This is a genomic window from Cellulosimicrobium sp. SL-1, assembly GCF_011033075.1.
GTDB lineage: Bacteria > Actinomycetota > Actinomycetes > Actinomycetales > Cellulomonadaceae > Cellulosimicrobium > Cellulosimicrobium funkei.
Genome location: NZ_JAACJC010000005.1, coordinates 138,776 through 160,054, shown reverse-complemented (window position 1 = coordinate 160,054; position 21,279 = coordinate 138,776). Strand labels below are relative to the sequence as shown.

At 75.1% G+C, this 21,279-nt stretch carries 19 protein-coding genes; 15 read left to right on the top strand and 4 right to left on the bottom strand.

Translation table 11 applies throughout. The features are described 5' to 3' along the window. Positions 1-71: 71 nt before the first annotated feature. The gene (gene holA / locus GWJ10_RS09205; protein WP_076405569.1) at positions 72-1,082 is read left to right on the top strand and encodes a DNA polymerase III subunit delta; all 1,011 of its coding nucleotides are present in this window, start codon (positions 72-74) and stop codon (positions 1,080-1,082) included. A 232-nt stretch (positions 1,083-1,314) separates the two neighbouring features. Here the strand turns inward: holA and rpsT are convergent, their stop codons facing one another. The 3 genes from rpsT to GWJ10_RS09190 all read right to left on the bottom strand — a co-directional run bounded on the left by rpsT (position 1,315) and on the right by GWJ10_RS09190 (position 3,137). After that, positions 1,315-1,575, bottom strand: coding sequence for a 30S ribosomal protein S20 (gene rpsT / locus GWJ10_RS09200; RefSeq protein WP_021482133.1), 261 nt, complete (start codon positions 1,573-1,575; stop codon positions 1,315-1,317). A gap of 239 nt (positions 1,576-1,814) precedes the next feature. Continuing rightward, positions 1,815-2,504 carry a type II toxin-antitoxin system PemK/MazF family toxin gene (locus GWJ10_RS09195; protein ID WP_163186995.1) on the bottom strand — a complete coding sequence of 230 codons (690 nt, stop codon included), beginning with the start codon at positions 2,502-2,504 and terminating at the stop codon, positions 1,815-1,817. 54 nt (positions 2,505-2,558) lie between these two features. Continuing rightward, positions 2,559-3,137: a type 1 glutamine amidotransferase domain-containing protein gene (locus GWJ10_RS09190; RefSeq protein ID WP_163186993.1), complete on the bottom strand. Its 579-nt coding sequence runs from the start codon at positions 3,135-3,137 to the stop codon at positions 2,559-2,561. A gap of 205 nt (positions 3,138-3,342) precedes the next feature. Here GWJ10_RS09190 and lepA point away from each other — a divergent pair, with 205 nt between their 5' ends. The 3 genes from lepA (at position 3,343) to GWJ10_RS09175 (ending at position 7,824) form a co-directional block, all read left to right on the top strand. Further along, the gene (lepA, locus tag GWJ10_RS09185; RefSeq protein WP_021479819.1) at positions 3,343-5,235 is read left to right on the top strand and encodes a translation elongation factor 4; all 1,893 of its coding nucleotides are present in this window, start codon (positions 3,343-3,345) and stop codon (positions 5,233-5,235) included. Next, on the top strand, positions 5,232-6,524 hold the full coding sequence (hemW, locus tag GWJ10_RS09180) for a radical SAM family heme chaperone HemW (RefSeq protein ID WP_163186991.1): 1,293 nt from the start codon (positions 5,232-5,234) through the stop codon (positions 6,522-6,524). Before lepA ends, hemW begins: the two co-directional genes overlap by 4 nt. A 193-nt stretch (positions 6,525-6,717) precedes the next feature. Then, entirely contained in the window at positions 6,718-7,824 is a 1,107-nt protein-coding gene (locus tag GWJ10_RS09175; RefSeq protein WP_163186989.1) for a hypothetical protein, read from the top strand. 112 nt (positions 7,825-7,936) lie between these two features. On the opposite strand, the gene GWJ10_RS09170 is transcribed toward GWJ10_RS09175, so the two are convergent. Beyond that, complete coding sequence (locus tag GWJ10_RS09170; RefSeq protein ID WP_076405563.1) at positions 7,937-8,800, bottom strand: DUF3097 domain-containing protein; 864 nt, start codon at positions 8,798-8,800, stop codon at positions 7,937-7,939. A 155-nt stretch (positions 8,801-8,955) separates the two neighbouring features. On the opposite strand from GWJ10_RS09170, the gene GWJ10_RS09165 reads away from it, so the two are divergent. The 11 genes from GWJ10_RS09165 to GWJ10_RS09115 all read left to right on the top strand — a co-directional run bounded on the left by GWJ10_RS09165 (position 8,956) and on the right by GWJ10_RS09115 (position 21,279). Then, complete coding sequence (locus tag GWJ10_RS09165; protein WP_076405561.1) at positions 8,956-10,419, top strand: MFS transporter; 1,464 nt, start codon at positions 8,956-8,958, stop codon at positions 10,417-10,419. Positions 10,420-10,498: 79 nt separating this feature from the next. Next, entirely contained in the window at positions 10,499-11,515 is a 1,017-nt protein-coding gene (gene hrcA, locus GWJ10_RS09160) for a heat-inducible transcriptional repressor HrcA (RefSeq protein WP_021482687.1), read from the top strand. Between the two features lie 106 nt (positions 11,516-11,621). Further along, positions 11,622-12,746 (top strand): molecular chaperone DnaJ, encoded by a 1,125-nt coding sequence (gene dnaJ, locus GWJ10_RS09155; RefSeq protein WP_163186987.1) that lies wholly within the window; start codon positions 11,622-11,624, stop codon positions 12,744-12,746. Positions 12,747-12,759: 13 nt separating this feature from the next. Next, positions 12,760-13,572: a 16S rRNA (uracil(1498)-N(3))-methyltransferase gene (locus GWJ10_RS09150; RefSeq protein ID WP_163186985.1), complete on the top strand. Its 813-nt coding sequence runs from the start codon at positions 12,760-12,762 to the stop codon at positions 13,570-13,572. After that, complete coding sequence (locus GWJ10_RS09145; RefSeq protein WP_021482946.1) at positions 13,569-13,931, top strand: HIT domain-containing protein; 363 nt, start codon at positions 13,569-13,571, stop codon at positions 13,929-13,931. Before GWJ10_RS09150 ends, GWJ10_RS09145 begins: the two co-directional genes overlap by 4 nt. Positions 13,932-14,052: 121 nt before the next feature. After that, entirely contained in the window at positions 14,053-15,141 is a 1,089-nt protein-coding gene (locus GWJ10_RS09140; protein ID WP_163186983.1) for a PhoH family protein, read from the top strand. Then, positions 15,138-15,590, top strand: a complete 453-nt coding sequence (gene ybeY / locus GWJ10_RS09135; RefSeq protein ID WP_021482948.1) for an rRNA maturation RNase YbeY — start codon at positions 15,138-15,140, stop codon at positions 15,588-15,590. Before GWJ10_RS09140 ends, ybeY begins: the two co-directional genes overlap by 4 nt. Beyond that, positions 15,587-16,921, top strand: a complete 1,335-nt coding sequence (locus tag GWJ10_RS09130; RefSeq protein WP_061266746.1) for a CBS domain-containing protein — start codon at positions 15,587-15,589, stop codon at positions 16,919-16,921. The genes ybeY and GWJ10_RS09130 overlap by 4 nt, the downstream gene beginning before the upstream one ends. Further along, complete coding sequence (gene era / locus GWJ10_RS09125) at positions 16,918-17,868, top strand: GTPase Era (protein WP_043651768.1); 951 nt, start codon at positions 16,918-16,920, stop codon at positions 17,866-17,868. The genes GWJ10_RS09130 and era overlap by 4 nt, the downstream gene beginning before the upstream one ends. 77 nt (positions 17,869-17,945) lie before the next feature. Continuing rightward, a complete protein-coding gene (locus tag GWJ10_RS09120) occupies positions 17,946-19,544 on the top strand; it encodes a prolyl oligopeptidase family serine peptidase (RefSeq protein WP_076405552.1) in 1,599 nt (532 codons plus the stop codon). Positions 19,545-19,626: 82 nt separating this feature from the next. After that, positions 19,627-21,279 carry a PQQ-binding-like beta-propeller repeat protein gene (locus GWJ10_RS09115; RefSeq protein ID WP_163186981.1) on the top strand — a complete coding sequence of 551 codons (1,653 nt, stop codon included), beginning with the start codon at positions 19,627-19,629 and terminating at the stop codon, positions 21,277-21,279.

The window sequence follows — 21,279 nt, the reverse complement described above, 5'->3', positions numbered from 1 at the left end:
GAGTCGCGGACCGCAGCCTCGGGGCGCGTCGGCCGGCACCGCCGGTGGGCGGCTCGTGGCAGGCTTGGGCCATGCCCGCGCCGACCCGCACCGCCCGTCCGTCCGCCGGCCCGTCCCTCGCGTGGGACGACGTCCGGCTCGCGCCCGTGGTGCTCGTCCAGGGGCCCGAGTCGCTCCTCGCGGAGCGTGCCGTCGACGCGATCGTCGACCTGGCGCGCGAGCGCGACCCCGAGGTCGAGAAGGTGACGATCGAGGCCGCGACGTACCAGGCCGGGATGCTCACGGTGGCGGCGAGCCCGTCGCTGTTCGGCGAGGCGAAGGTGGTCGTCGTCGAGGGCGCCGAGTCCGCGACGGACGCGCTCGTCGCCGACGTCGTGGACTACGTGCCGGTCGCCGACCCGGCGACGACGGTCGTCGTCGTGCACGGGGGCGGCGTGCGCGGCAAGCGCATGCTCGACGCGATCAAGGGCAGCGGCGCCCCGGTCGTCGCGGTCGAGGCGATCAAGAAGGACTCCGACAAGGTGGCGTTCGTCAACGCCGAGTTCCGCAGGGCGCGTCGACGCATCGACGCGTCGGGCGTGCGGGCTCTCGTCGAGGCACTCGGCAACGACCTGCGGGAGCTGGCGGCCGCCTGCAGCCAGCTCGTCACGGACACCGACGGCACCGTGAGCGAGGCCGTGGTGGACCGGTACTACGGCGGCCGGGTCGAGGCGACCGGGTTCCGGGTCGCGGACGCCGCGGTCGCCGGGAACGCGGGGGAGGCCGTGGCGCTCCTGCGGCACGCGCTCGCGACGGGCGCAGACCCGGTGCCGCTCGTCGCGGCCCTGGCGATGAAGCTCCGCGCCCTCGCGAAGGTCGGCGCGATGCGTGGCCGTGGCGGGGTGGCGGCCAAGGACCTGGGGCTCGCGCCCTGGCAGGTCGACCGCGCGCGCCGCGAGCTCGCGGGCTGGACCCCGGAGGGGCTCGCGACCGCGATCAGTGCCGTCGCGCAGGCCGACGCCGAGGTCAAGGGCGCGGGGCGTGACCCGGTGTTCGCCGTCGAGCGGGCCGTGCTGACGATCGCGCGGGCCCACGGCCGCTGACCAGGCAGCCGCCCGCCCGGGCCCCGGGCTCGGGGTCCGGGCTCGGCACGGCGTCGACGGCGGCGGGCTCCGCCCGGGCACCCGGCCCGGCGCGGCGCCGACGGCCAAGACCGGTCGCCCGACACCGGACGCACGAGGGGCGCCGACCCGTGCGGGTCGGCGCCCCTCGTGGGAAGCCTGTGCGAGCGTCGCGACGATCAGCGTGTCACGACACCGCGGGCGAACCGTGCGCTCAGAGAGCGTTGACGGACTTCGCGATGGCCGACTTGCGGTTCGCGGCCTGGTTCGCGTGGATGACGCCCTTCGAGACGGCCTTGTCGAGCTTGCGCGACGCCGCCTGGAGCGCGGTGGTCGCCGCCTCCTTGTCGCCCGCGGCGACGGCCTCGCGCACGCGGCGCACGTACGTCTTGAGCTCGGACTTGACTGCCTTGTTGCGCAGACGAGCCTTCTCGTTCGTGCGGATGCGCTTGATCTGGGACTTGATGTTGGCCACGTGTGGACTTTCTGGTTCTGTTCGCCGGAGCGAGCGGATAGGTCGTAGAGGGCGACTCCAGCTCCGGGACTGGGGTGGGGAACCCGTGGAGAGGTGCTGGAGCTGTGCCCGCCGACCTGGGCGGACACGCAGCCATCAAGACTACCAGCGGTCCGGTCGTGACCCTAATCGTCGCGCGCGGCCGGAGTGCGACCTCGCCCGAGGCGTCGAGGCCGGCGCGAGGAGCCGGGACCACCGCCTCAGCGGTGCCGCGAGATCCCCTCGACCACGCGGTCGAAGACGTCGCGCCCGACGACGGCACCCTCGCGGCGCACCGCGGCCGGGTCGACGCGCACCACGCGGTCCAGCCGGACCTCGCTGTCGCGTCCCTTCGCGTCCCACGGGCCCGACCCGATGTCGAGCCAGTACCGCCCCCAGCGCGCCTCGTCCCGGGCGTCGCGCGAGTGGTCCTTGCTCGTGAGCATCACGCCGAGGAGCCACGCGCCGTCCGACCCGACGAGCAGCACGGGCCGGTCCTTGCCCTGCGAGTGGTCCTCCTCGAACGGGACCCACGTCCAGACGATCTCGCCGGGGTCCGGGTCGCCGTCGGGCCGCGGGGCGTACTGTGCCCGCACCGCACCCTCGAAGTCGCCCGGGTACGCCCCGGCGGCGGCGCCCCGACCGCCCGTCGTCCCGGCCGGGACCGGTCGCCCGCCCGCCGCGGGGCGGGGTCGAGGACCGGGTGCAGCACCGGGACGCGGGCCGGGCCGCGGCGACGGCGTGCGGTCGGCGGGGCCGCGGCCCGACGGCGTCCGCTCGCGCCCCGGGGCCCGCGTCGCCGCGGTGCCCTGGCGCGCGCCGCCCTGCCCCGCGCCCTGCGAGCGCGTGAGCCCGGAGACGACGGCGCGCGCCGCGTCGGTCAGAAGTCCCAGCCATCGGTTGCGTGCCACGCGCGCACCCTACCGGGCGGACGCGCGTCCGCCCGGCTGCCAGAACGGTGCACGTCACCCGGCCAGGACGGCGTCCACCTCGCGCAGGAAGTCGTCGAGGTCGCCGGGGTCGCGCGACGTGACGAGCGTGTACCCCTCGTCGTCGCGCACGACGGACCGGTCGACCCAGGCGCCGCCCGCGTTGAGCACGTCCGTCTCGAGCGACGCGTAGCTCGTGAGGGTCTTGCCCTCGACGGCGGCCGCCTCGACGAGCGCCCACGGGCCGTGGCAGATCGCCGCGACCGGCTTTCCGGCGGCGGTGAACGCGCGCACGAGGCTGACGGCGTCGTCCTGGAGGCGCAGCGCGTCGGCGTTGATCGTCCCGCCCGGCACGAGCAGCAGGTCGTACCCGGCGGGGTCGGCGTCGGCGAGCGTGAGGTTCGGGGTCACGGTGCGGCCGGGGTCCTTGTCCCCCACGAGGGTCTGCACGTCGTCGGCGGACGTGGCCGCGACGTCGACCTCCACCCCCTCGCCGCGCAGGTGCTCGAGCGGGACCACGAGCTCGTCCTGCTCGACGCCGTAGTTGGTCACGATCGCGAGCACGCGGCGACCGCCGGTGTGGTCGGAGGTGCGGTGCTCGGTGTCCTGGGCCATGAGCGTTCCTCTCGTCGCCGGTCGGCCCGGTGCGGCCGGCCGGTCCTCCACGCTAGGTCGGCTCGCGGTGCCCCGCAGGGCGGGCGGGTGCCCGACGCCGGACGTGGGACAATGGTCGTTCCCGCCCGCCCGAGAGCGACCGTCGGCGCGCCGCCCCCGAGCGCGCGGCCCCGACCCGCACGCCACTCCCAGGAGCGCACCCGCGTTGTCCCCGATCCCCAGTGCCCAGCTGAGCACCCGCATCCAGCCCGCGGCCACGCCGCCCGAGCTGATCCGGAACTTCTGCATCATCGCGCACATCGACCACGGCAAGTCGACCCTGGCCGACCGCATGCTGCAGCTCACCGGTGTCGTCGAGCCGCGCGCCATGCGTGCGCAGTACCTCGACCGCATGGACATCGAGCGCGAGCGCGGCATCACGATCAAGTCGCAGGCGGTCCGCATGCCGTGGGCCGTCGTGGCGGACGGCGTGGAGACGCCGCACGCGCTCAACATGATCGACACCCCGGGGCACGTCGACTTCACGTACGAGGTCTCGCGGTCGCTCGCGGCGTGCGAGGGGGCGGTGCTGCTCGTCGACGCGGCGCAGGGCATCGAGGCGCAGACCCTCGCGAACCTGTACCTCGCGATGGAGAACGAGCTCGAGATCATCCCCGTGCTCAACAAGATCGACCTCCCGGCGGCCCAGCCCGAGAAGTACGCGGAGGAGCTCGCGAACCTCGTGGGCGGCGACCCGGACGACGTGCTCAAGGTCTCCGGCAAGACGGGCGCCGGCGTCGAGGCGCTGCTCGACCGCATCGTCGAGCGCGTGCCCGCGCCGGTCGGCGACGCCGACGCCCCCGCGCGCGCCATGATCTTCGACTCGGTCTACGACACCTACCGCGGCGTCGTGACGTACGTGCGCGTCGTCGACGGCAACCTCAACCCGCGCGAGCGCATCGTCATGATGTCGACGCGCGCGACGCACGAGCTGCTCGAGATCGGCGTCATCTCGCCGGAGCCGATCGTCACGAAGGGCCTCGGCGTCGGCGAGGTCGGCTACCTCATCACGGGCGTGAAGGACGTGCGCCAGTCGAAGGTCGGCGACACGGTGACGAACGCGGCCAAGCCCGCCGCGGACGCGCTCGGCGGCTACTCGGACCCGAAGCCCATGGTCTTCTCGGGCCTGTACCCGATCGACGGGACCGACTACCCGGTCCTGCGCGACGCGCTCGACAAGCTCAAGCTCAACGACGCCGCGCTCAACTACGAGCCGGAGACGTCGGTCGCGCTCGGATTCGGCTTCCGCGTCGGGTTCCTCGGCCTGCTGCACCTGGAGATCGTGCGCGAGCGCCTCGAGCGCGAGTTCGACCTCGACCTCATCTCGACCGCGCCGAACGTCGTCTACGACGTGACGCTCGAGGACGGGACGCTCGTCAACGTGACGAACCCGTCGGAGTTCCCGGGCGGCAAGATCAAGCAGGTCAGCGAGCCGGTCGTGCGCGCGACGATCCTCGCGCCGAGCGAGTTCGTGGGCACCGTGATGGGGCTGTGCAACGACCGCCGCGGCCAGATGCTCGGCATGGACTACCTGTCCGAGGACCGCGTCGAGCTGCGCTTCACGCTCCCGCTCGCCGAGATCGTGTTCGACTTCTTCGACCAGCTCAAGTCCCGCACGCGCGGCTACGCCTCGCTCGACTACGAGCCGTCGGGGGACCAGGTCGCCGACCTCGTCAAGGTCGACATCCTGCTCCAGGGCGAGCAGGTGGACGCGTTCAGCGCGATCGTGCACAAGGACAAGGCGTACGACTACGGCGTCATGATGACGGCGAAGCTCAAGGAGATCATCCCGCGCCAGCAGTTCGAGGTGCCGATCCAGGCGGCCGTCGGCGCGCGCGTCATCGCGCGCGAGACGGTGCGCGCCATGCGCAAGGACGTCCTCGCGAAGTGCTACGGCGGTGACATCAGCCGCAAGCGCAAGCTGCTCGAGAAGCAGAAGGAGGGCAAGAAGCGCATGAAGAACATCGGGTCCGTCGAGGTCCCGAAGGACGCCTTCATCGCCGCGCTCTCCTCCGACGCCGCGGGCGGCAAGGACGCCAAGGACAAGTCGAAGAAGTGAGCCCGGCGCTGCCCGAGGGCTTGCCGGTCCCGCCCGACGGCTCGCTGCCCTCCTGGGTCGCGAGCGGCGCGGGCGGCACCGTGCCCGCGACCCGCGGGTTCGGGGTCTACCTGCACGTCCCGTTCTGCTCGGTGCGGTGCGGGTACTGCGACTTCAACACGTACACGGCGTCCGAGCTCGGCGGGGGCGCGAGCCAGGCCTCGTACGCGAGCACGGCGCTGCGCGAGATCGACCTCGCCGCGCGCGTGCTGCACGACGCCAGGCTGCCCGAGCGGCCCGTGTCGACCGTCTTCGTCGGCGGCGGCACGCCCACGCTCCTGCCTGCCGGGGACCTCGTCCGCCTGCTCGGTGGCGTGCGCGACGCGTGGGGGCTCGCCCCCGACGCCGAGGTGACGACGGAGGCGAACCCGGACTCGGTGACGCCCGAGTCGCTCGCCGAGCTCGCGGCCGCCGGGTTCACGCGCGTGTCGTTCGGCATGCAGTCCGCCGTGCCGCACGTGCTCGCGACGCTCGAGCGCACGCACGACCCGCGCCGCATCCCGGACGTCGTGCGCTGGGCGCGCGACGCCGGCCTCCAGGTCTCGCTCGACCTCATCTACGGCACGCCGGGGGAGAGCCTCGACGACTGGCGAGCGAGCCTCGAGGCTGCGCTCGCGACCGGCGTCGACCACGTGTCCGCGTACGCGCTCGTCGTGGAGGCGGGGACGAAGATGGCCGCCCAGGTGCGGCGCGGGGAGGTCGCGCTCCCGAGCGAGGACGACCAGGCCACGAAGTACGAGCTCGCCGACGAGCTGCTCACGGCGGCCGGCCTCACCTGGTACGAGGTGAGCAACTGGGCCCGTACCGACGCCGACCGCTGCCGCCACAACCTCGCGTACTGGCGCGGCGACGACTGGTGGGGGATCGGGCCCGGTGCGCACTCCTACGTCGCGGCGACCGGCGCCGCGCCTGCAGGGGCGTCGCCCGAGGACGCCCGCGTCGGCGTGCGGTGGTGGAACGTCAAGCACCCGCGCCGGTACGCGGCGCTGCTCGAGGCGGGCACGAGCCCCGCGGCGGGGCGCGAGCTCCTCACGCGCACGGAGGGCCGGCTCGAGCAGGCGATGCTCGGCGTGCGGCTGCGCGAGGGTCTCGACCTCGCGGTCCTCTCCCCGGCGGGACGCCACGCCGTCGCCGGGCTCGTCGCGAACGGGCTGCTCGACGGCCGCGCAGCGGTCGCCGGTCGTGCCGTGCTCACCCTGCGGGGGCGGCTGCTCGCGGACACGGTCGTCCGGACGATCACGGACGAGTGACGTCGGCCCGGGTCCACCGCGACCCGGGCGCGCCCCGCGGGGACGAGGCCCCTCGGCGGCACCATCCTGCCCGCCGCCGTGCGACGGCCGCGGTGCTCGCCGCGCGGTCCGGGCCGGGAACCGCCAAGGTGGACCCAGCACGTCGACGGAGCGTGCAGCCCGCAGCACGTGACGACGAGGAACGAGGTGCACGATGACCGACCCCACGAACCCGGGCGGCGAGCCGCCCCGCGACGACGAGCACACCCCCGCCGACGGCGCGGGCGGCCCGCGACCGGACGCCACGCCACCGTCCGGTCCCGGACCCGACCGGCCCGACGCCGCCCCGTCCGGCGGCGACGTCCCGCCCGCCTCGCCGTACGGCCCGGGCGGGGGAGCGCCGCACGACCCGGCCGCACCGCCGTCGGGCCCGCCCGCGTACGGGGCACCGGGTGCCTACGGCGCGCCGACCGGTGCGCCGGACGGCGCGGCCGGGGGACCGGCGACGCCCCCGCCGGGCGCGTACCCGCCCCCGTCCGGTGCGTACCCGCCGCCCGCCGGCGGATACCCGCCCCCCGCCGGGGGGTACCCGCCGCCGCCCGGGTCGTACCCGGGCGCCGCCGGAGGGTACGGGGGCCAGCCCGGCTACTCGGGCCCGGCGTTCGGCGTCGGCGACGCGATCTCCTACGGGTGGCGCCGCGTCACGTCGAACCTGGGGCCGTGGATCCTCGTCGCGCTGATCTTCCTCGCCGTCAACATCGCGTGGAGCTGGATCACGGGCGGGTTCGACCAGTTCCAGGACCAGTTCGACTACTCGGACACGAACTTCGCGGCCCTCGGCGGCCTCACCTTCACGAGCGTGCTGCTCGGGATCGTCGGCACCGCCATCGGCTACCTCATCACCGCGTTCTTCACGCGCGGCGCGCTCGACGAGGTGGACGGGCGTCGACCCGACGTCGCCGCGTTCTTCCGCATCGGCAACGTGCTCAACGTGCTGCTCGCCGCCCTCATCGTCGGCGTCCTGTCCGGCATCGGGCTCGTCCTGTGCGTCCTGCCCGGGCTCGCGATGCTGCTGTTCTCGGCGTTCGTGTACTACGTCGCGCTCGACCAGGGCGTCGACGCGATCACGGCGATCCGCACGAGCTTCTCGCTCGTCGCGAAGAACTTCGGGCAGGTGTTCCTGCTCCTGCTCGCCCTCGTCGGGATCAACATCCTCGGCGCGATCCCGTGCGGTCTCGGGCTCTTCGTGACGATCCCGCTGAGCTACGTCGCCGTCGGCTACGCCTACCGCCGTCTCACGGGCGGCGTGCCGGCCGCCTGAGACCCGGCCGACGCTGTCGCCGCGCCCCGGTACCGCCCGTCGGTACCGGGGCGCGGTGCGTCTCGCGCGCGGTACCTCACGCGCGGGGTGCGTCCCGCGCGCCCGCGACCGGTCAGGGCGCGGTGACGAAGTCGATGAGCTCCTCGACGCGCCCGAGCAGCGACGGCTCCAGGTCGGCGTACGTGCGCACCGTGCCGAGGATGCGCTGCCACGCGCGGCCGACGTCCTCCGCGCTCTCCGCCGGCCAGCCGAGCTCGCGCAGGATCCCGCGCTTCCACTCGGTGCCGCGCTCGATCACGGGCCACCGCTCGAGGCCGATCCGGGCCGGCTTCACCGCCTGCCAGACGTCGACGTACGGGTGCCCGAGCACGAGCACCGTGCCCGCGGGCGAGCGCCGCAGCGCCTCGTCGGCGATCCGCCGCTCCTTGCTGCCGGGCACGAGGTGGTCCACGAGCACGCCCACGCGCCGCTGCGGCGTCGGGCCGAAGTCGGCGAGCGCCGCCGCGAGGTCGTCGACGCCGTGCAGCGGCTCGACGACGACCCCCTCCACGCGCAGGTCGTCGCCCCACACCTTCTCGACGAGCTCGGCGTCGTGCTTGCCCTCGACCCAGATGCGGCTCCCGCGCGCGACGCGCGCCCGCTGCCCGACGACGGCCCGCGAGCCCGAGGCCGTGCGCGTCGGCGCGGCGGGGGCGCGGGAGGTGACGGGCGGGGTGAGCTCGACGGGCGCGCCGTCCACCCAGAAGCCCGGACCGAGCGGGAACGTGCGGGTCCGGCCCGCGCGGTCCTCGAGCACGACGACGTGCATGCCGCCCGACTTCTCGACCCGGACGACGGCCCCGACCCACCCGGTCTGCACCTCCTCGACGACGAGGCCGCGCTCCGCGGGCTGCGGGCGCGACACGGGCCGCGCGCGGTGGTGGGTGGGGGCGGGCGTGCCGCCGAGGACGTCGGAGCCGTAGCGGTCGAAGGACACGGCGTCACCCTAGGCCAGCGTCCGCCGCTCACCACCGAGATCGCCCCGTGCGTCGCGGGATCGGCCTCCCGCGGGGAGGTCCCGGGCGCCCGGCCCGGCCGCGCACGGCGGCTCCCGGCGCGCGCGCCCCCGGGGCGGGGTGGTACCACGGACCGATGAGCCAGCAGCGCGCGGAGCCGGACCCGAACCGCTGGCGCGTGCTGCCGGTCTGCCTCGCGGTGGGCTTCATCACGACTCTCGACGTGTCGATCGTCAACGTGGCCCTGCCGTCGATCGAGTCGTCGCTCGACGCGGGCCCGACCCAGCTCCAGCTCGTCGTCGCCGGCTACACGCTCGCGTTCGGGCTCGCGCTGGTGCCCGCCGGGCGCCTGGGCGACGCAGGCGCACGACGCCCGCTCTTCATCGCGGGCCTCCTGGGCTTCGCGCTCATGAGCCTCGCGTCCGGGCTCGCGCCGACCGACACGTGGCTCGGCGTCGCGCGCCTGCTCCAGGGCGTGAGCGCGGGCGTCCTCAACCCGCAGGTCGTCGGCCTCATCCAGCAGCAGTTCCGCGGGTACGAGCGCGGGCGCGCGTTCGGCATGTTCGGCGCGACCATCGGCGTCTCGACGGCGCTCGGGCCCCTGCTGGGCGGGCTCATCATCGCCGCGGCGGGCCCGGAGACGGGGTGGCGGTGGGTGTTCCTCGTGAACATCCCCGTCGTCGCCGTGCTCCTGCCCTTCGCGTGGCGCCTCGTGCCCGGGCCACCGCGCACCGGCTCGGGCGCGGCGCGCGGGCCGCGCCGGCTCGACCTCGTCGGGCTGGGTCTGCTCGGCGCCGCGACCCTCGGCGTGATGATGCCGTTCGTCACGACGACGGGCCGCGGCGACGACGCGTCGCGCTGGTGGTGGCTCGTGCCGGCCGCGGCCGCCGTGGTGGCCGCCGTCGGGTGGGAGCGGCGCTACCAGCGGCGCACGGGCGAGGCCGTGCTCGACCCCCAGGTCGTGGGGCTCGGGTCCTTCCGCAACGGCGCGCTGCTCGGCCTCGCGTACTTCGCCGGGTTCACGGGCATCTTCCTCGTCGTCACGCTCTACCTCCAGGACGAGCTGGGGTACACGCCGCTCCAGGCGGGGCTCGTCGGCACGCCGTTCGCGGTCGCGTCGGGCGTGTCCGCGTGGTTCTCGGGCCGCTGGGTCGCGCGCTGGGGCCGCGAGCTCGTCGTGGGCGGCGTCGTGCTCGTGCTCGTCGGGGTGGTCGCGGCGGAGGTCGTCGTGCGCACGCTCGGGGACGACCCGGGCGCCGTCGGCCCGGCGCTCGCGGTCGCGCTGCTCGTCGCGGGCGCGGGCAGCGGCACGGTCATCGCGCCGAACCAGACGCTCACGCTGTCCGAGGTGCCGGTGAGCCGGGCCGGGGTGGCGGGCAGCATGCTGCAGCTCGGTCAGCGCATCGGGTCGGCCGTCGGGATCTCCGTGGTCCTGTCCGTCTACTACGGCGGGCTCGCGAGCGGCGACTCGGCCGCGGACGCGACCGGGCGCGCGCTCCTGGTGACGATCGGCCTCGTCGCGGTCGCGCTCGTCGTCGGCCTCCTCGACCTGCGTTCGCGACGAGCGGAGGACCGCCGGACGGGCCGCGCGGACGCGTAGGATTGGCACTCGGAGGTCGGGAGTGCCGACGCCCGCACGCCCGCCCGGGCGGCGACGGTGCGGCACGCGGGAGGTGGACGTGAGCGAGGAGCGCCGGCTCGAGGTGCTGCGGGCCATCGTCGAGGACTACGTCCTCACGCGCGAGCCCGTGGGGTCGCGCGTGCTCACCGAGCGCCACAGCCTCGGCGTCTCGCCCGCCACGATCCGCAACGACATGGCGGCTCTCGAAGACGCCGGGTACATCGCGCAGCCGCACACGTCCGCGGGCCGGATCCCGACGGACAAGGGCTACCGGCTCTTCGTGGACCGCCTCTCGGGCGTCAAGCCGCTGTCCGCGCCGGAGAAGCGCGCCATCGAGACCTTCCTGTCCGAGGGCGTGGACCTCGACGACGTCATCGCGCGCGCCGGGCGCCTTCTCGCCCAGCTCACCGGCCAGGTCGCCGTCGTGCAGTACCCCTCGCTGAGCCGGTCGGGCCTGCGCCACCTCGAGCTCGTGCCCGTCGGCGAGTCGCGCCTCCTGGTCGTCATCATCACGGACACGGGCCGCGTCGAGCAGCGCACGCTCGAGGTCGCGAGCCTGCCGGACGAGGGGACCCTCGTCGAGGTGCGCGCACGGCTCAACGCCGCGGCCGCGGGCAAGCGCCTCACGGACCTCGCGCCCGGTCTCGCCGCCGTGACCGAGAGCTTCCACCCCGACGACGCCCCGCTCGTCCGCGCGGTGGGCGACCTCGTCGCCCAGACGCTCGCGGAGGAGAGCGAGGAGCGCCTCGTCCTCGCGGGCACGGCCAACCTCGCGCGCGCGGGCATGCGGTTCGAGCACGCGCTGCGCCCCGTCCTCGAGGCGCTCGAGGAGCAGGTCGTCCTGCTCGGGCTGCTCACCGAGATGGCCGCCGAGTCGGGCGTGAGCGTCCGGATCGGTCGCGAGACCCAGCTCGAGGGCCTCGCGGAGACCTCCGTCGTGACGACCGGTTACGGTAACGACGGTGACACGGTCGCGCTCGTCGGCTCGATCGGGCCGACCCGCATGGACTACCCCGGCACCATCGCGGCGGTGCGCGCGGTCGCGCGCTACCTGTCACGGGTGCTCGGCACGTGAGCCCCGCGGTCTCCCCGCCCGCGGCGGGCCCGCTCGACGACCACCCCCGACCCCTCCCGACCGGCCGCGCGCCGGCCTCACGACCCGCACCAGCAGAGAGTGACGTGTGAGCGACTACTACGAGATCCTCGGCGTGGCCCGTGACGCCAGCCAGGACCAGATCAAGAAGGCGTACCGCAAGCTCGCGCGCGAGCTGCACCCGGACGTCGCGGGCGAGGAGGCGGGCGACCGCTTCAAGGACGTCGCGCGCGCCTACGAGGTGCTGTCCAACCCGGAGAAGCGCCAGCAGTACGACCTCGGCGTCGACCCCAGCGCCCCCGGCGGCGGGGGCGGCGGCCCCATGGGCGGCGGGTTCGGCTTCCAGGACATCTTCGAGACGTTCTTCGGCGGCGCCCAGGCGCAGCAGGGGCCGATCCCGCGCGCCCGCCGCGGCCAGGACGCGCTCGTGCGGCTCGACATCGACCTCTCCGAGGCGACGTTCGGCGCGCAGCGCGAGCTCCAGGTCGACACGGCGGTCGTGTGCGGCACGTGCGGCGGCACCTGCTGCCGCCCGGGCACCTCGCCCCGCACGTGCGAGGTGTGCCACGGCCGCGGCACGGTCCAGCGCGTCGCGCGCTCGTTCCTCGGCCAGGTCATGACGAGCGCGCCGTGCGCCGCGTGCCAGGGCTTCGGCACCGTCGTCCCGGAGCCGTGCGCGGAGTGCTCGGGCGAGGGCCGCGTGCGCAGCCGCCGCAGCATCACGGTCAACGTCCCGGCGGGCGTCGACACGGGGACGCGCATCAAGCTCACCGCGCAGGGCGAGGTCGGCCCGGCCGGCGGCCCCGCGGGCGACCTGTACGTCGAGATCCGCGAGCGCAACCACGACACGTTCGTGCGCCGCGGCGACGACCTGCACTGCACCCTCCAGGTGCCCATGACGGCGGCCGCCCTCGGCACCGTGCTCGAGCTGGAGACGCTCGACGGGCTCCAGGAGATCGACCTGCGCCCCGGCACGCAGCCGAACCAGATCGTCACGCTGAAGAACCTCGGCGTCGGGCACCTGCACGGCAGCGGGCGCGGCGACCTCAACGTCCACATCGAGGTCCAGGTGCCGACGGCCCTCGACCCCGAGCAGGAGCAGCTCCTGCGCTCGCTCGCCGCGCTGCGCGGCGAGGAGCGGCCCGAGCCCCGGCTCGCCGCCGCGCACCCGGGCGTGTTCTCGCGCCTGCGCGACAAGCTCTCCGGCCGCTGAGCGGGGCGCGGGCATGAGTGCTCCGGTGTTCCTCGCCGAGACGGGGACCGACGGCGTCGCGCCCGGCGACCGCTACGTGCTCGACGGCGCGGAGGGCCGGCACGCGGGCGTCGTGCAGCGGCGCGGCGCAGGGGAGCGCGTCGACGTCGTCGACGGCGACGGGCTCCGGCTGCGGTGCGTCGTCGAGCACGCCGAGTCGGGCCGCGTGACGCTCCTCGTGCAGGAGGTGGACCGCGAGCCGGCGCCGGACGTCGTCGTGACGCTCGTCCAGGCGCTCGCCAAGGGTGACCGCGACGAGATGGCGATCGAGGCGGCGACGGAGATCGGCGTCGACGTGGTCGTGCCGTGGCAGGCGGAGCGCTCCGTCGTCGTGTGGCGCGGCGAGCGCGCGGCGAAGTCCCGCGCGCGGTGGCTCGCGACCGTCCGCACGGCGACCAAGCAGGCCCGGCGGGCGCGACTGCCCCGCGTCGAGGTCGCGCTCGACTCGCGCGGCCTCGCGGCGCGGGTCGTCGACGTCGTCGCGGCGGGCGGTCGGGCGATCGTCCTGCACGAGGAGGCGACGACGCCGCTCGCCGACGTCGGGCTGCCCGCCGGTCCGGCCACGGACGGCGCGGCGGCGCCCGAGGTGCTCGTCGTCGTCGGCCCGGAGGGCGGGATCTCCGACCGGGAGCTCGCCGACCTCACGGCGGCCGGCGCGGTCGCGGCGCGGCTCGGGCCCCACGTGCTGCGCACGTCGACCGCCGGCCCGGTGGCCGTGGCGCTGCTCGCGGAGCGGCTCGGCCGCTGGGGCGTGGCCGGGACGCGTGGTCTAGCCTCGGGGTCATGACGAGCACCGACCTGCGCACCGACCCGGACTGCCTCTTCTGCCGCATCGTCGCGGGGGAGGTGCCGGCCGACGTCGTGGCGACCAGCGAGCGCTCGATCGCGTTCCGCGACATCGACCCGCAGGCGCCCGTGCACGTGCTCGTGGTGCCGCGCGACCACCACGGCGACATCGCCCAGCTCGCGGCGGCGGACCCGGAGCTGCTGGGCGACGTCGTCGCGCTGGCGGACGAGGTGGCGGGCGACCTGGCCGACGGCCAGTTCCGGCTCATCTTCAACTCGGGGCCGCGCGCCGGCCAGAGCGTGTTCCACGTGCACGGCCACGTCATCGCAGGCGCCGAGCTCGGTTGGTCGCCCGCCTGAGCCCTGCGCGAAAGCGCGTGTGACGCCCGGCCGCGCTCGGTACGATGGAAGCGATCTGCGGGGCGGTGGCCGTCCCGGACCCACTGCCCGACCGAAGGAGCGCAGCGGCGCAAGCCGGCTCATGACCTCTCTGTCCCGAGAACCCGACCCCTCGTCGCACCGGGTCGAGCACCGCATCGTCATCCCGAACCACGTGCCGATGGTGGCGCTCCTCGGTAGCCGCGACTCCGTGCTCCGGGCCGTCGAGGAGGGGTTCCCCGCCGTCGACGTGCACGTGCGGGGCAACGAGATCGCGGTCGCCGGCCCTCCGGGGGAGGTCGCGCTCGCCGCGCGCCTGCTCGACGAGCTCGTCGAGGTCGTCGAGGCAGGCACGCAGCTCACGGCCGACGTCGTCACGCGGTCCATCGCGATGCTCACCGCCGCGACGGCGTCGCGCCCGGCCGAGGTGCTGACGCTCAACATCCTGTCGAGCCGCGGCCGCACGATCCGGCCCAAGACCGTGGGGCAGAAGCGCTACGTCGAGGCGATCGACGCGAACACGATCACGTTCGGGATCGGCCCCGCGGGCACGGGCAAGACGTACCTCGCGATGGCGAAGGCCGTGCAGGCGCTGCAGTCGAAGCAGGTCAACCGCATCATCCTCACGCGCCCGGCCGTCGAGGCGGGGGAGCGGCTCGGGTTCCTGCCCGGCTCGTTGACGGAGAAGATCGACCCGTACCTGCGCCCGCTGTACGACGCGCTGCACGACATGATCGACCCGGACTCGATCCCCAAGCTCATCGAGGCCGGGACGATCGAGGTCGCCCCGCTCGCGTTCATGCGCGGGCGCAGCCTCAACGACTCGTTCATCATCCTCGACGAGGCGCAGAACACGACCACCGAGCAGATGAAGATGTTCCTCACGCGCCTCGGCTTCGGGTCGCGCATGGTCATCACGGGCGACGCGACGCAGGTCGACCTGCCGGGCGGCACCCAGTCCGGCCTGCGCGTCATCGAGGACGTCCTCACCGGCGTGGACGACGTCGAGTTCTGCCGGCTCACGTCGTCCGACGTGGTGCGGCACCGGCTGGTGAGCGACATCATCGACGCGTACGCGCGGTGGGACCTGGCGAGCGGCGGCGGCTCGGGGAGCACCGGGTCGCGCCGCCGCGACGACGACCGCCGCGGACGCCCCGCGGCACGAGAACGACGGACGAGGGACGACGCGTGAGCATCGAGGTCAACAACGAGACCGAGGCCGAGGTCGACGAGGCCGAGTTCGCGGCGCTGGCACGGTACGTGCTCGACGCGATGCGGGTGCACCCGCAGAGCGAGCTGTCGATCCTCTTCGTCGACACGGACGTCATGAGCGAGCTGCACGTGCGCTGGATGGACGAGCCCGGCCCGACGGACGTGCTGTCGTTCCCCATGGACGAGCTGCGGCCCGGGCGCGACGGCGAGGTCGCCGGCCCCGGCCAGCTCGGCGACGTCGTGCTGTGCCCGGAGGTCGCCGCCCAGCAGGCGGTGACGGCGGGCCACTCGACCGCGGAGGAGATGCTGCTGCTCACGACGCACGGCATCCTGCACCTGCTCGGCTACGACCACGCCGAGCCGGAGGAGGAGAAGGAGATGTTCGCGCTGCAGCGCAAGCTGCTCCTGACCTTCCTCGCGGGCCGGTGAGCGGCGAACCCGTCGCGCTCCTGGCGGCCCTGACCGTCCTGACGGTCGTGCTCGCGGCCGCGCTGAGCGCGGGCGAGGCGGCGGTCCTGCGCGTGACGCGGGCGGCCGTCACGGAGGCCGCCCTGGGCGACGACCCGGCCGTGCCCGCCCGCCCGGAGGGGCGTCGGGCGCTGGCGCTGCTCGCGGACCCGGCGGCGACCGTGCGCTCCGTCGGCTTCGTGCGCGTCGTCGCCGAGGTCGCGGCGGTCACGTGCCTCACGCTGCTCGTCGCGGCGTGGCTGGAACCGTGGTGGCAGGTCCTGCTCGTCGCGCTCGCGGTGAGCGTCGTCGTCGGGCTCCTCGTCGTGCGCGTGAGCCCGCGGTCCCTCGGCCGCCGCCACGCGGTGCGCGTCCTGCTGAGCCTGTCGCGCCTGCTCACGGTCGTCGTCGGGGCCACGCGCTGGCTCACGCGGCTCGCCCCGGCGCCCGACGAGGGAGCCCACCAGCGCGAGCTCCAGGACATGGTGGACCGCGTCAACGAGTCCGAGGTCATCGAGGAGGAGGAGCGCGAGCTCATCCGCTCCGTCTTCGAGCTCGGCAGCACCCTCACGCGCGAGGTCATGGTGCCCCGCACCGACATGGTGACGACGGCGCGCGACACGCCCCTGCGCAAGACCCTCTCGCTCTTCCTGCGCTCCGGCTTCTCCCGCATCCCGGTCACGGGCACGTCCGCGGACGACCTCGTGGGCGTCGCCTACTTCAAGGACGTCGTGCGCGTCCTGCAGGGCGGTCCCGGGACCGACGCGCGGCCCGTGGGCGAGGTCGCGCGCCCCGCGATCTTCGTACCCGAGTCCAAGCCCGTGGACGACCTGCTGCGCGAGATGCAGGCGTCGTCCTCGCACATCGCCATGGTCGTCGACGAGTACGGCGGCGTCGCGGGACTGGTGACGATCGAGGACGCGCTCGAGGAGATCGTGGGCGAGCTCACGGACGAGCACGACCGGCCGGAGCCCGAGGTCGAGGACCTGGGCGACGGCGTCCTGCGCGTGCCCGCCCGCCTCGGCGTCGACGAGCTCGGCGAGCTCTTCGGCCTCGGCCTGGACGACGACGACGTGGACACCGTGGGCGGCCTGCTCGCCAAGGCGCTCGGCAAGGTCCCGCTGCCCGGCTCCGTGGCCGAGGTCCACGGGCTGCGCCTCGAGGCCGACCGCGTCCAGGGCCGCCGCAAGCAGCTCGCGACCGTCCTCGTCTCCACGGCGACCTCGCCCGACGCTCCGGTCCCCGCGCCGGACGAGCCCGACCCCGCGGCCGACACCCGTCAGCCCCTCCCCACCGTGAAGGACACCCCGTGAGCACGACCACCCCCGAGCACCGCTCCGGCTTCGCCTGCCTCGTCGGGCGGCCCAACGCGGGCAAGTCGACCCTGACGAACGCGCTGGTCGGCCAGAAGGTGGCGATCACCTCCGGGCGCCCCCAGACGACGCGCCACACGATCCGCGGGATCGTGCACCGCCCCGACGCGCAGCTCGTCCTCGTCGACACCCCGGGGCTGCACCGCCCCCGCACACTGCTCGGCGAGCGTCTCAACGACCTCGTGCGCGAGACGCTCACCGAGGTCGACGTCATCGCGTTCTGCCTGCCCGCCGACCAGAAGATCGGCCCGGGCGACCGCTTCATCGCGAACGAGCTCGCGGAGCTCATGCGCGGGCGCCGCGGCACGCCCGTGGTCGCGGTCGTCACGAAGGCCGACCTCGTGGACCGCGGCACCCTCGCCGCGCACCTGCTCGCGGTCGACCGGCTGGGGGAGACGGCGGGCGGCTGGGCCGACATCGTGCCCGTCTCGGCCCAGGACGGCTACCAGGTCGACGTGCTCACCGACGTCCTCGTCTCCCACCTGCCCGAGGGCCCCGAGCTGTACCCGGGCGGCGAGCTCACGGACGAGCCGGAGGCCGTCATGGTCGCCGAGCTCGTGCGCGAGGCGGCGCTCGAGGGCGTGCGCGACGAGCTCCCGCACTCGCTCGCGGTCCAGGTCGAGGAGATCGTGCCCCGCGAGGGCAGCGGCGACGAGGCCACGGGCCGGCCGCCGCTGCTCGACGTGCGCGTCAACCTCTTCGTCGAGCGCGACTCGCAGAAGGCGATCGTCATCGGCCGCGGCGGCTCACGGCTGCGCGAGGTCGGGACGCGCGCGCGGCACGGCATCGAGGCGCTGCTCGGGGCGAGGGTCTACCTCGACCTGCACGTGAAGGTCGCCAAGGACTGGCAGCGCGACCCCAAGCAGCTCCACCGGCTCGGCTTCTGACCCGGGGGGACGTCCCCCGTGCCGTCGTCGGGACGGCACCAGGGACCGGCCGGCGGCCCGCGACGTACGATTCCTCGGTGATCTTCCGGACCGCCGCGACGACGGCAGCCCTCGCGATCGTCCTCGCGATCGTCGGAGCGGTCACCGGGCCGCAGTGGGACCCGGTGCCCGTGACCGAGCACCTCGTCCCCGAGACGCCAGACACGACCGTCGGCGGGCAGCCGCCGGGCGGGGCCGCCCCGGTCGGCACCTACGACGTGCGCGAGACCGACGTGACGGTCCGGCTCGACGGCGCGACCGTCGGGGGCGTGCTGCGCGAGCCCGTCGACGCGGGCGACGACCTCCCGGGCATGGTGTTCGTGCACGGGGCAGGGACCGGCCTGGCGTCGGAGGCGTTCGTGGACGTCGCGACCGACCTCGCGAGCGCGGGCGTCGTGACCCTCGTCCCGGACAAGCGCCTGGACACCTACACGACGCGCCACCGTGACTACGAGGCGATGGCGCGCGACTACGCGCACTCCGTGGACCTCCTGCGGGCGCGTCCCGGCGTCGACCCGGAGCGCGTGGGGCTGTACGGGGAGTCCGAGGGCACGTGGATCGTGCCCGTGATGGCGGCGGACGACCCGACCATCGCGTTCACCGTCCTCGTGTCCGCGCCCGTCGTGCCGCCGCGCCAGCAGGCCGCGTTCGCGGTCGACAGCTACCTGCGCAACACCGACGTGCCCCACGGGGTGTTCCGGGCGATCCCGCGCGCCGTCGGGATGGCGATCCCCGGCGGCGGCTTCGAGTACGCGGACTTCGACGTGGAGCCGTTCCTCGAGCGGCTCACCCAGCCGGTGCTCGTCGTGTACGGCACCGCGGACCCGTCGATGCCCGTCGAGCAGGGGGCGCGGCAGATCCTCGACGCCACGGGCCCGTCGTCGCAGGTGCCGGGCGGGGCCGACGTCACCGTGCGGTACTACGCGGACGCGAACCACGGGATCAAGATCGACGACGTGCTCGTGCCCGACTTCCCGCGCGACGTGAGCGCGTGGGTGACCTCCCTGCCCGCGAGCGCGACCGCGCTGCCGCAGGTCGCGGGAGCCGAGCCCACGCAGCAGTACCTCGCCGGGCCGGTCCCGTCGCCGCGCTGGCTGGGCAACGGCGACCTGTTCGTCGCCCTCGTCCTCGCCGCCGTCGGGCTGCTCGTGCTCGGCCCGCTCGTTGGCCTCGTCGGGGGCCTCGTGCGCCGGCTGCGACGGGTCGCGGGCCGGCCCGGAGCGCCCGCCGGTCTCGCGCCCGGCTTCCGCGTGCCGCTGGTGGGGCTCGGGGTCGGCGCGTTCGCGACGACGGTCGCGCTCGTCGTCTACCTCGTGGCCACCGCGCGGCTCGCGCTCGACTACGAGAAGGACGCGTGGGTCGTGCAGGGCGGCTGGATCGGGGTGCGGCTCGTCGGGCTCGCGACGCTCGTCGCGGGCGCCCTGCTGGTCAACCGGGCCGCCGAGGTCCGCTCCGCGCGCCGTGCGCACGACGAGCGCCGGGGCACCGACGAGGTGGTCGCCGCGGACGAGGGCGGGAGCGTGCTGCAGGTCGCGCGGGGCGTGACCCCCCGCGTCATGCTGTGGTGCGTGGTCGCGGGGTCCACCGTCCTGCTCGTCATCCTCGCGTACTGGGGCGTCTACCAGCTCGGCATCTGACCGTGCCGGTGCGCCGTCGTCCGGGCGCGGCGGTCCCGCCGCTCGCCCGGCGCGGCCCGACGGGCGTGCGTATCGTGGACGGGTGAGGCGCCGTCGGCTCGCGCAGGACCGGGCGGCTCGTGCCGGGCACGTCACCCACGAGCCGACGACGGAGGGTGCCGGGACGGCTGTCGGCGGCCTCGAGCTCCTGCCGCCCGAGCTGCGGTCCGACGACCGGTTCGACGCCGCCCTCGACGCCGCGCTCGCGGGTCCTGCCGAGGCGCCCGTCCGCCGTCCGCCCGACGGGCCGCGACCCCGGGACGAGGACGGTCCGCCCGCCACGCGGAGCGGGCACCACGACCGAGCGGCCCGCGACGTGCTGCCCCTGTCGCGCCCGCAGGACGAGCGCCCGCCCACGGCCCCCGACATGCCCGGCCCCGCGCGGTCCGGCGCGCCCCGGCCGTCCGGGTCCGCCGGGGGCGGCGAGTCCCCGCAGGTGCGTGCGCCCGGGCGCCGCTGGTTCCTGCACCCCGTCCCGTGGGTGGTGCTCGCGGTCGCCGTCGCGTTCGCCGGCTCCGTCGCCTTCACCGCGTCGATGGAGGACGCGCGGCCCGTCGACGTCACCGCGCTCGCCGGGGGGCTGCGGCCGCTCGAGGACCCGCCCGAGCCGCGCTGGTCGGTCCCCGTCGAGCCCGGCACCGAGGTCGTCCCCGCGGTCGGCGCCGTCGTGACCGTCGACGGGTCGCTCACGGCGTACTCCGTCGCGGACGGCTCGGTCCTCTGGCGGTCCGAGCGTCTCGGCGACCGCGCCACGTGCCTGCCGGCCTCGGGCGAGCCCGCGCGCGAGGTGGTGGTGTGCGCGGTGCCGACGGGGTGGCGCGAGCAGGCGGCCCGGCTCACCACCGTGCGCGCGACGACCGGGGAGGTCGTGGGGGAGCGCACGGCCGCGACGGCGGGGCGGCTGTCCGTCGTGCCGGTCGGCGCGACGGACGTCGTGCGGGCGTGGTGGCGCGGCGACGAGGTCGCGGTGGTGCGCGAGGACGCTGCGACCGGCGAGGTGCGGTGGGAGCGCACGCTCGCGCACGACGGCCTCGGGAGCGGCGGCGACGTCGTGCTCGACGTGCGCCGCGGCGTCGTCGACGTCCTCGCGCCGGGCGTCGCGGCGGCGCTCACGGAGGACGGTCTCTCGCTCGTCGAGGACGACGTGTGGACCATCGTCCGGCTCCAGGACGGGCGCTACGTCGGCAACGAGTACGGCCGCGGCAGCGCCACGGTGTTCACCGCCGCGGGCGAGCCCGCGTTCCGGATCTCCGGCCGCGTGCTCGAGGCGCCCCTGTCGGACGGGTCCGCGCCGGGCGTCATCGTCACGAACACCTTCGGCAGCATCGTGGGCGTGGACGCCGCGACCGGCTCGGAGCTGTGGTCGTTGCCGGGCACGGGCATGCGCGCCGTCGCGCGGGTCGACGGCCGCGTCGTCGTCCAGACGGACTCGGCCTACCGCAGCGTCGACGCCCGCACGGGCGAGGAGGCGTGGGCCGTCACGCTCGAGGACGGCGGCCCCGGGCCGGTGCTCACCGACGGCCGGTCGCTGTTCGTCACGGAGCGGCAGCGCCGCCAGCCAGGGCTCGTGTCGATCGCGCTCGACGACGGGGCGGTCGAGTGGCGCTGGACGCTGCCCGAGGGCACCTACGACGTGCTCGCGGTCGAGGGCCGGCTCTTCCTCCTCGGGACCGGCGGGCTGACGGCCGTGTCCTGA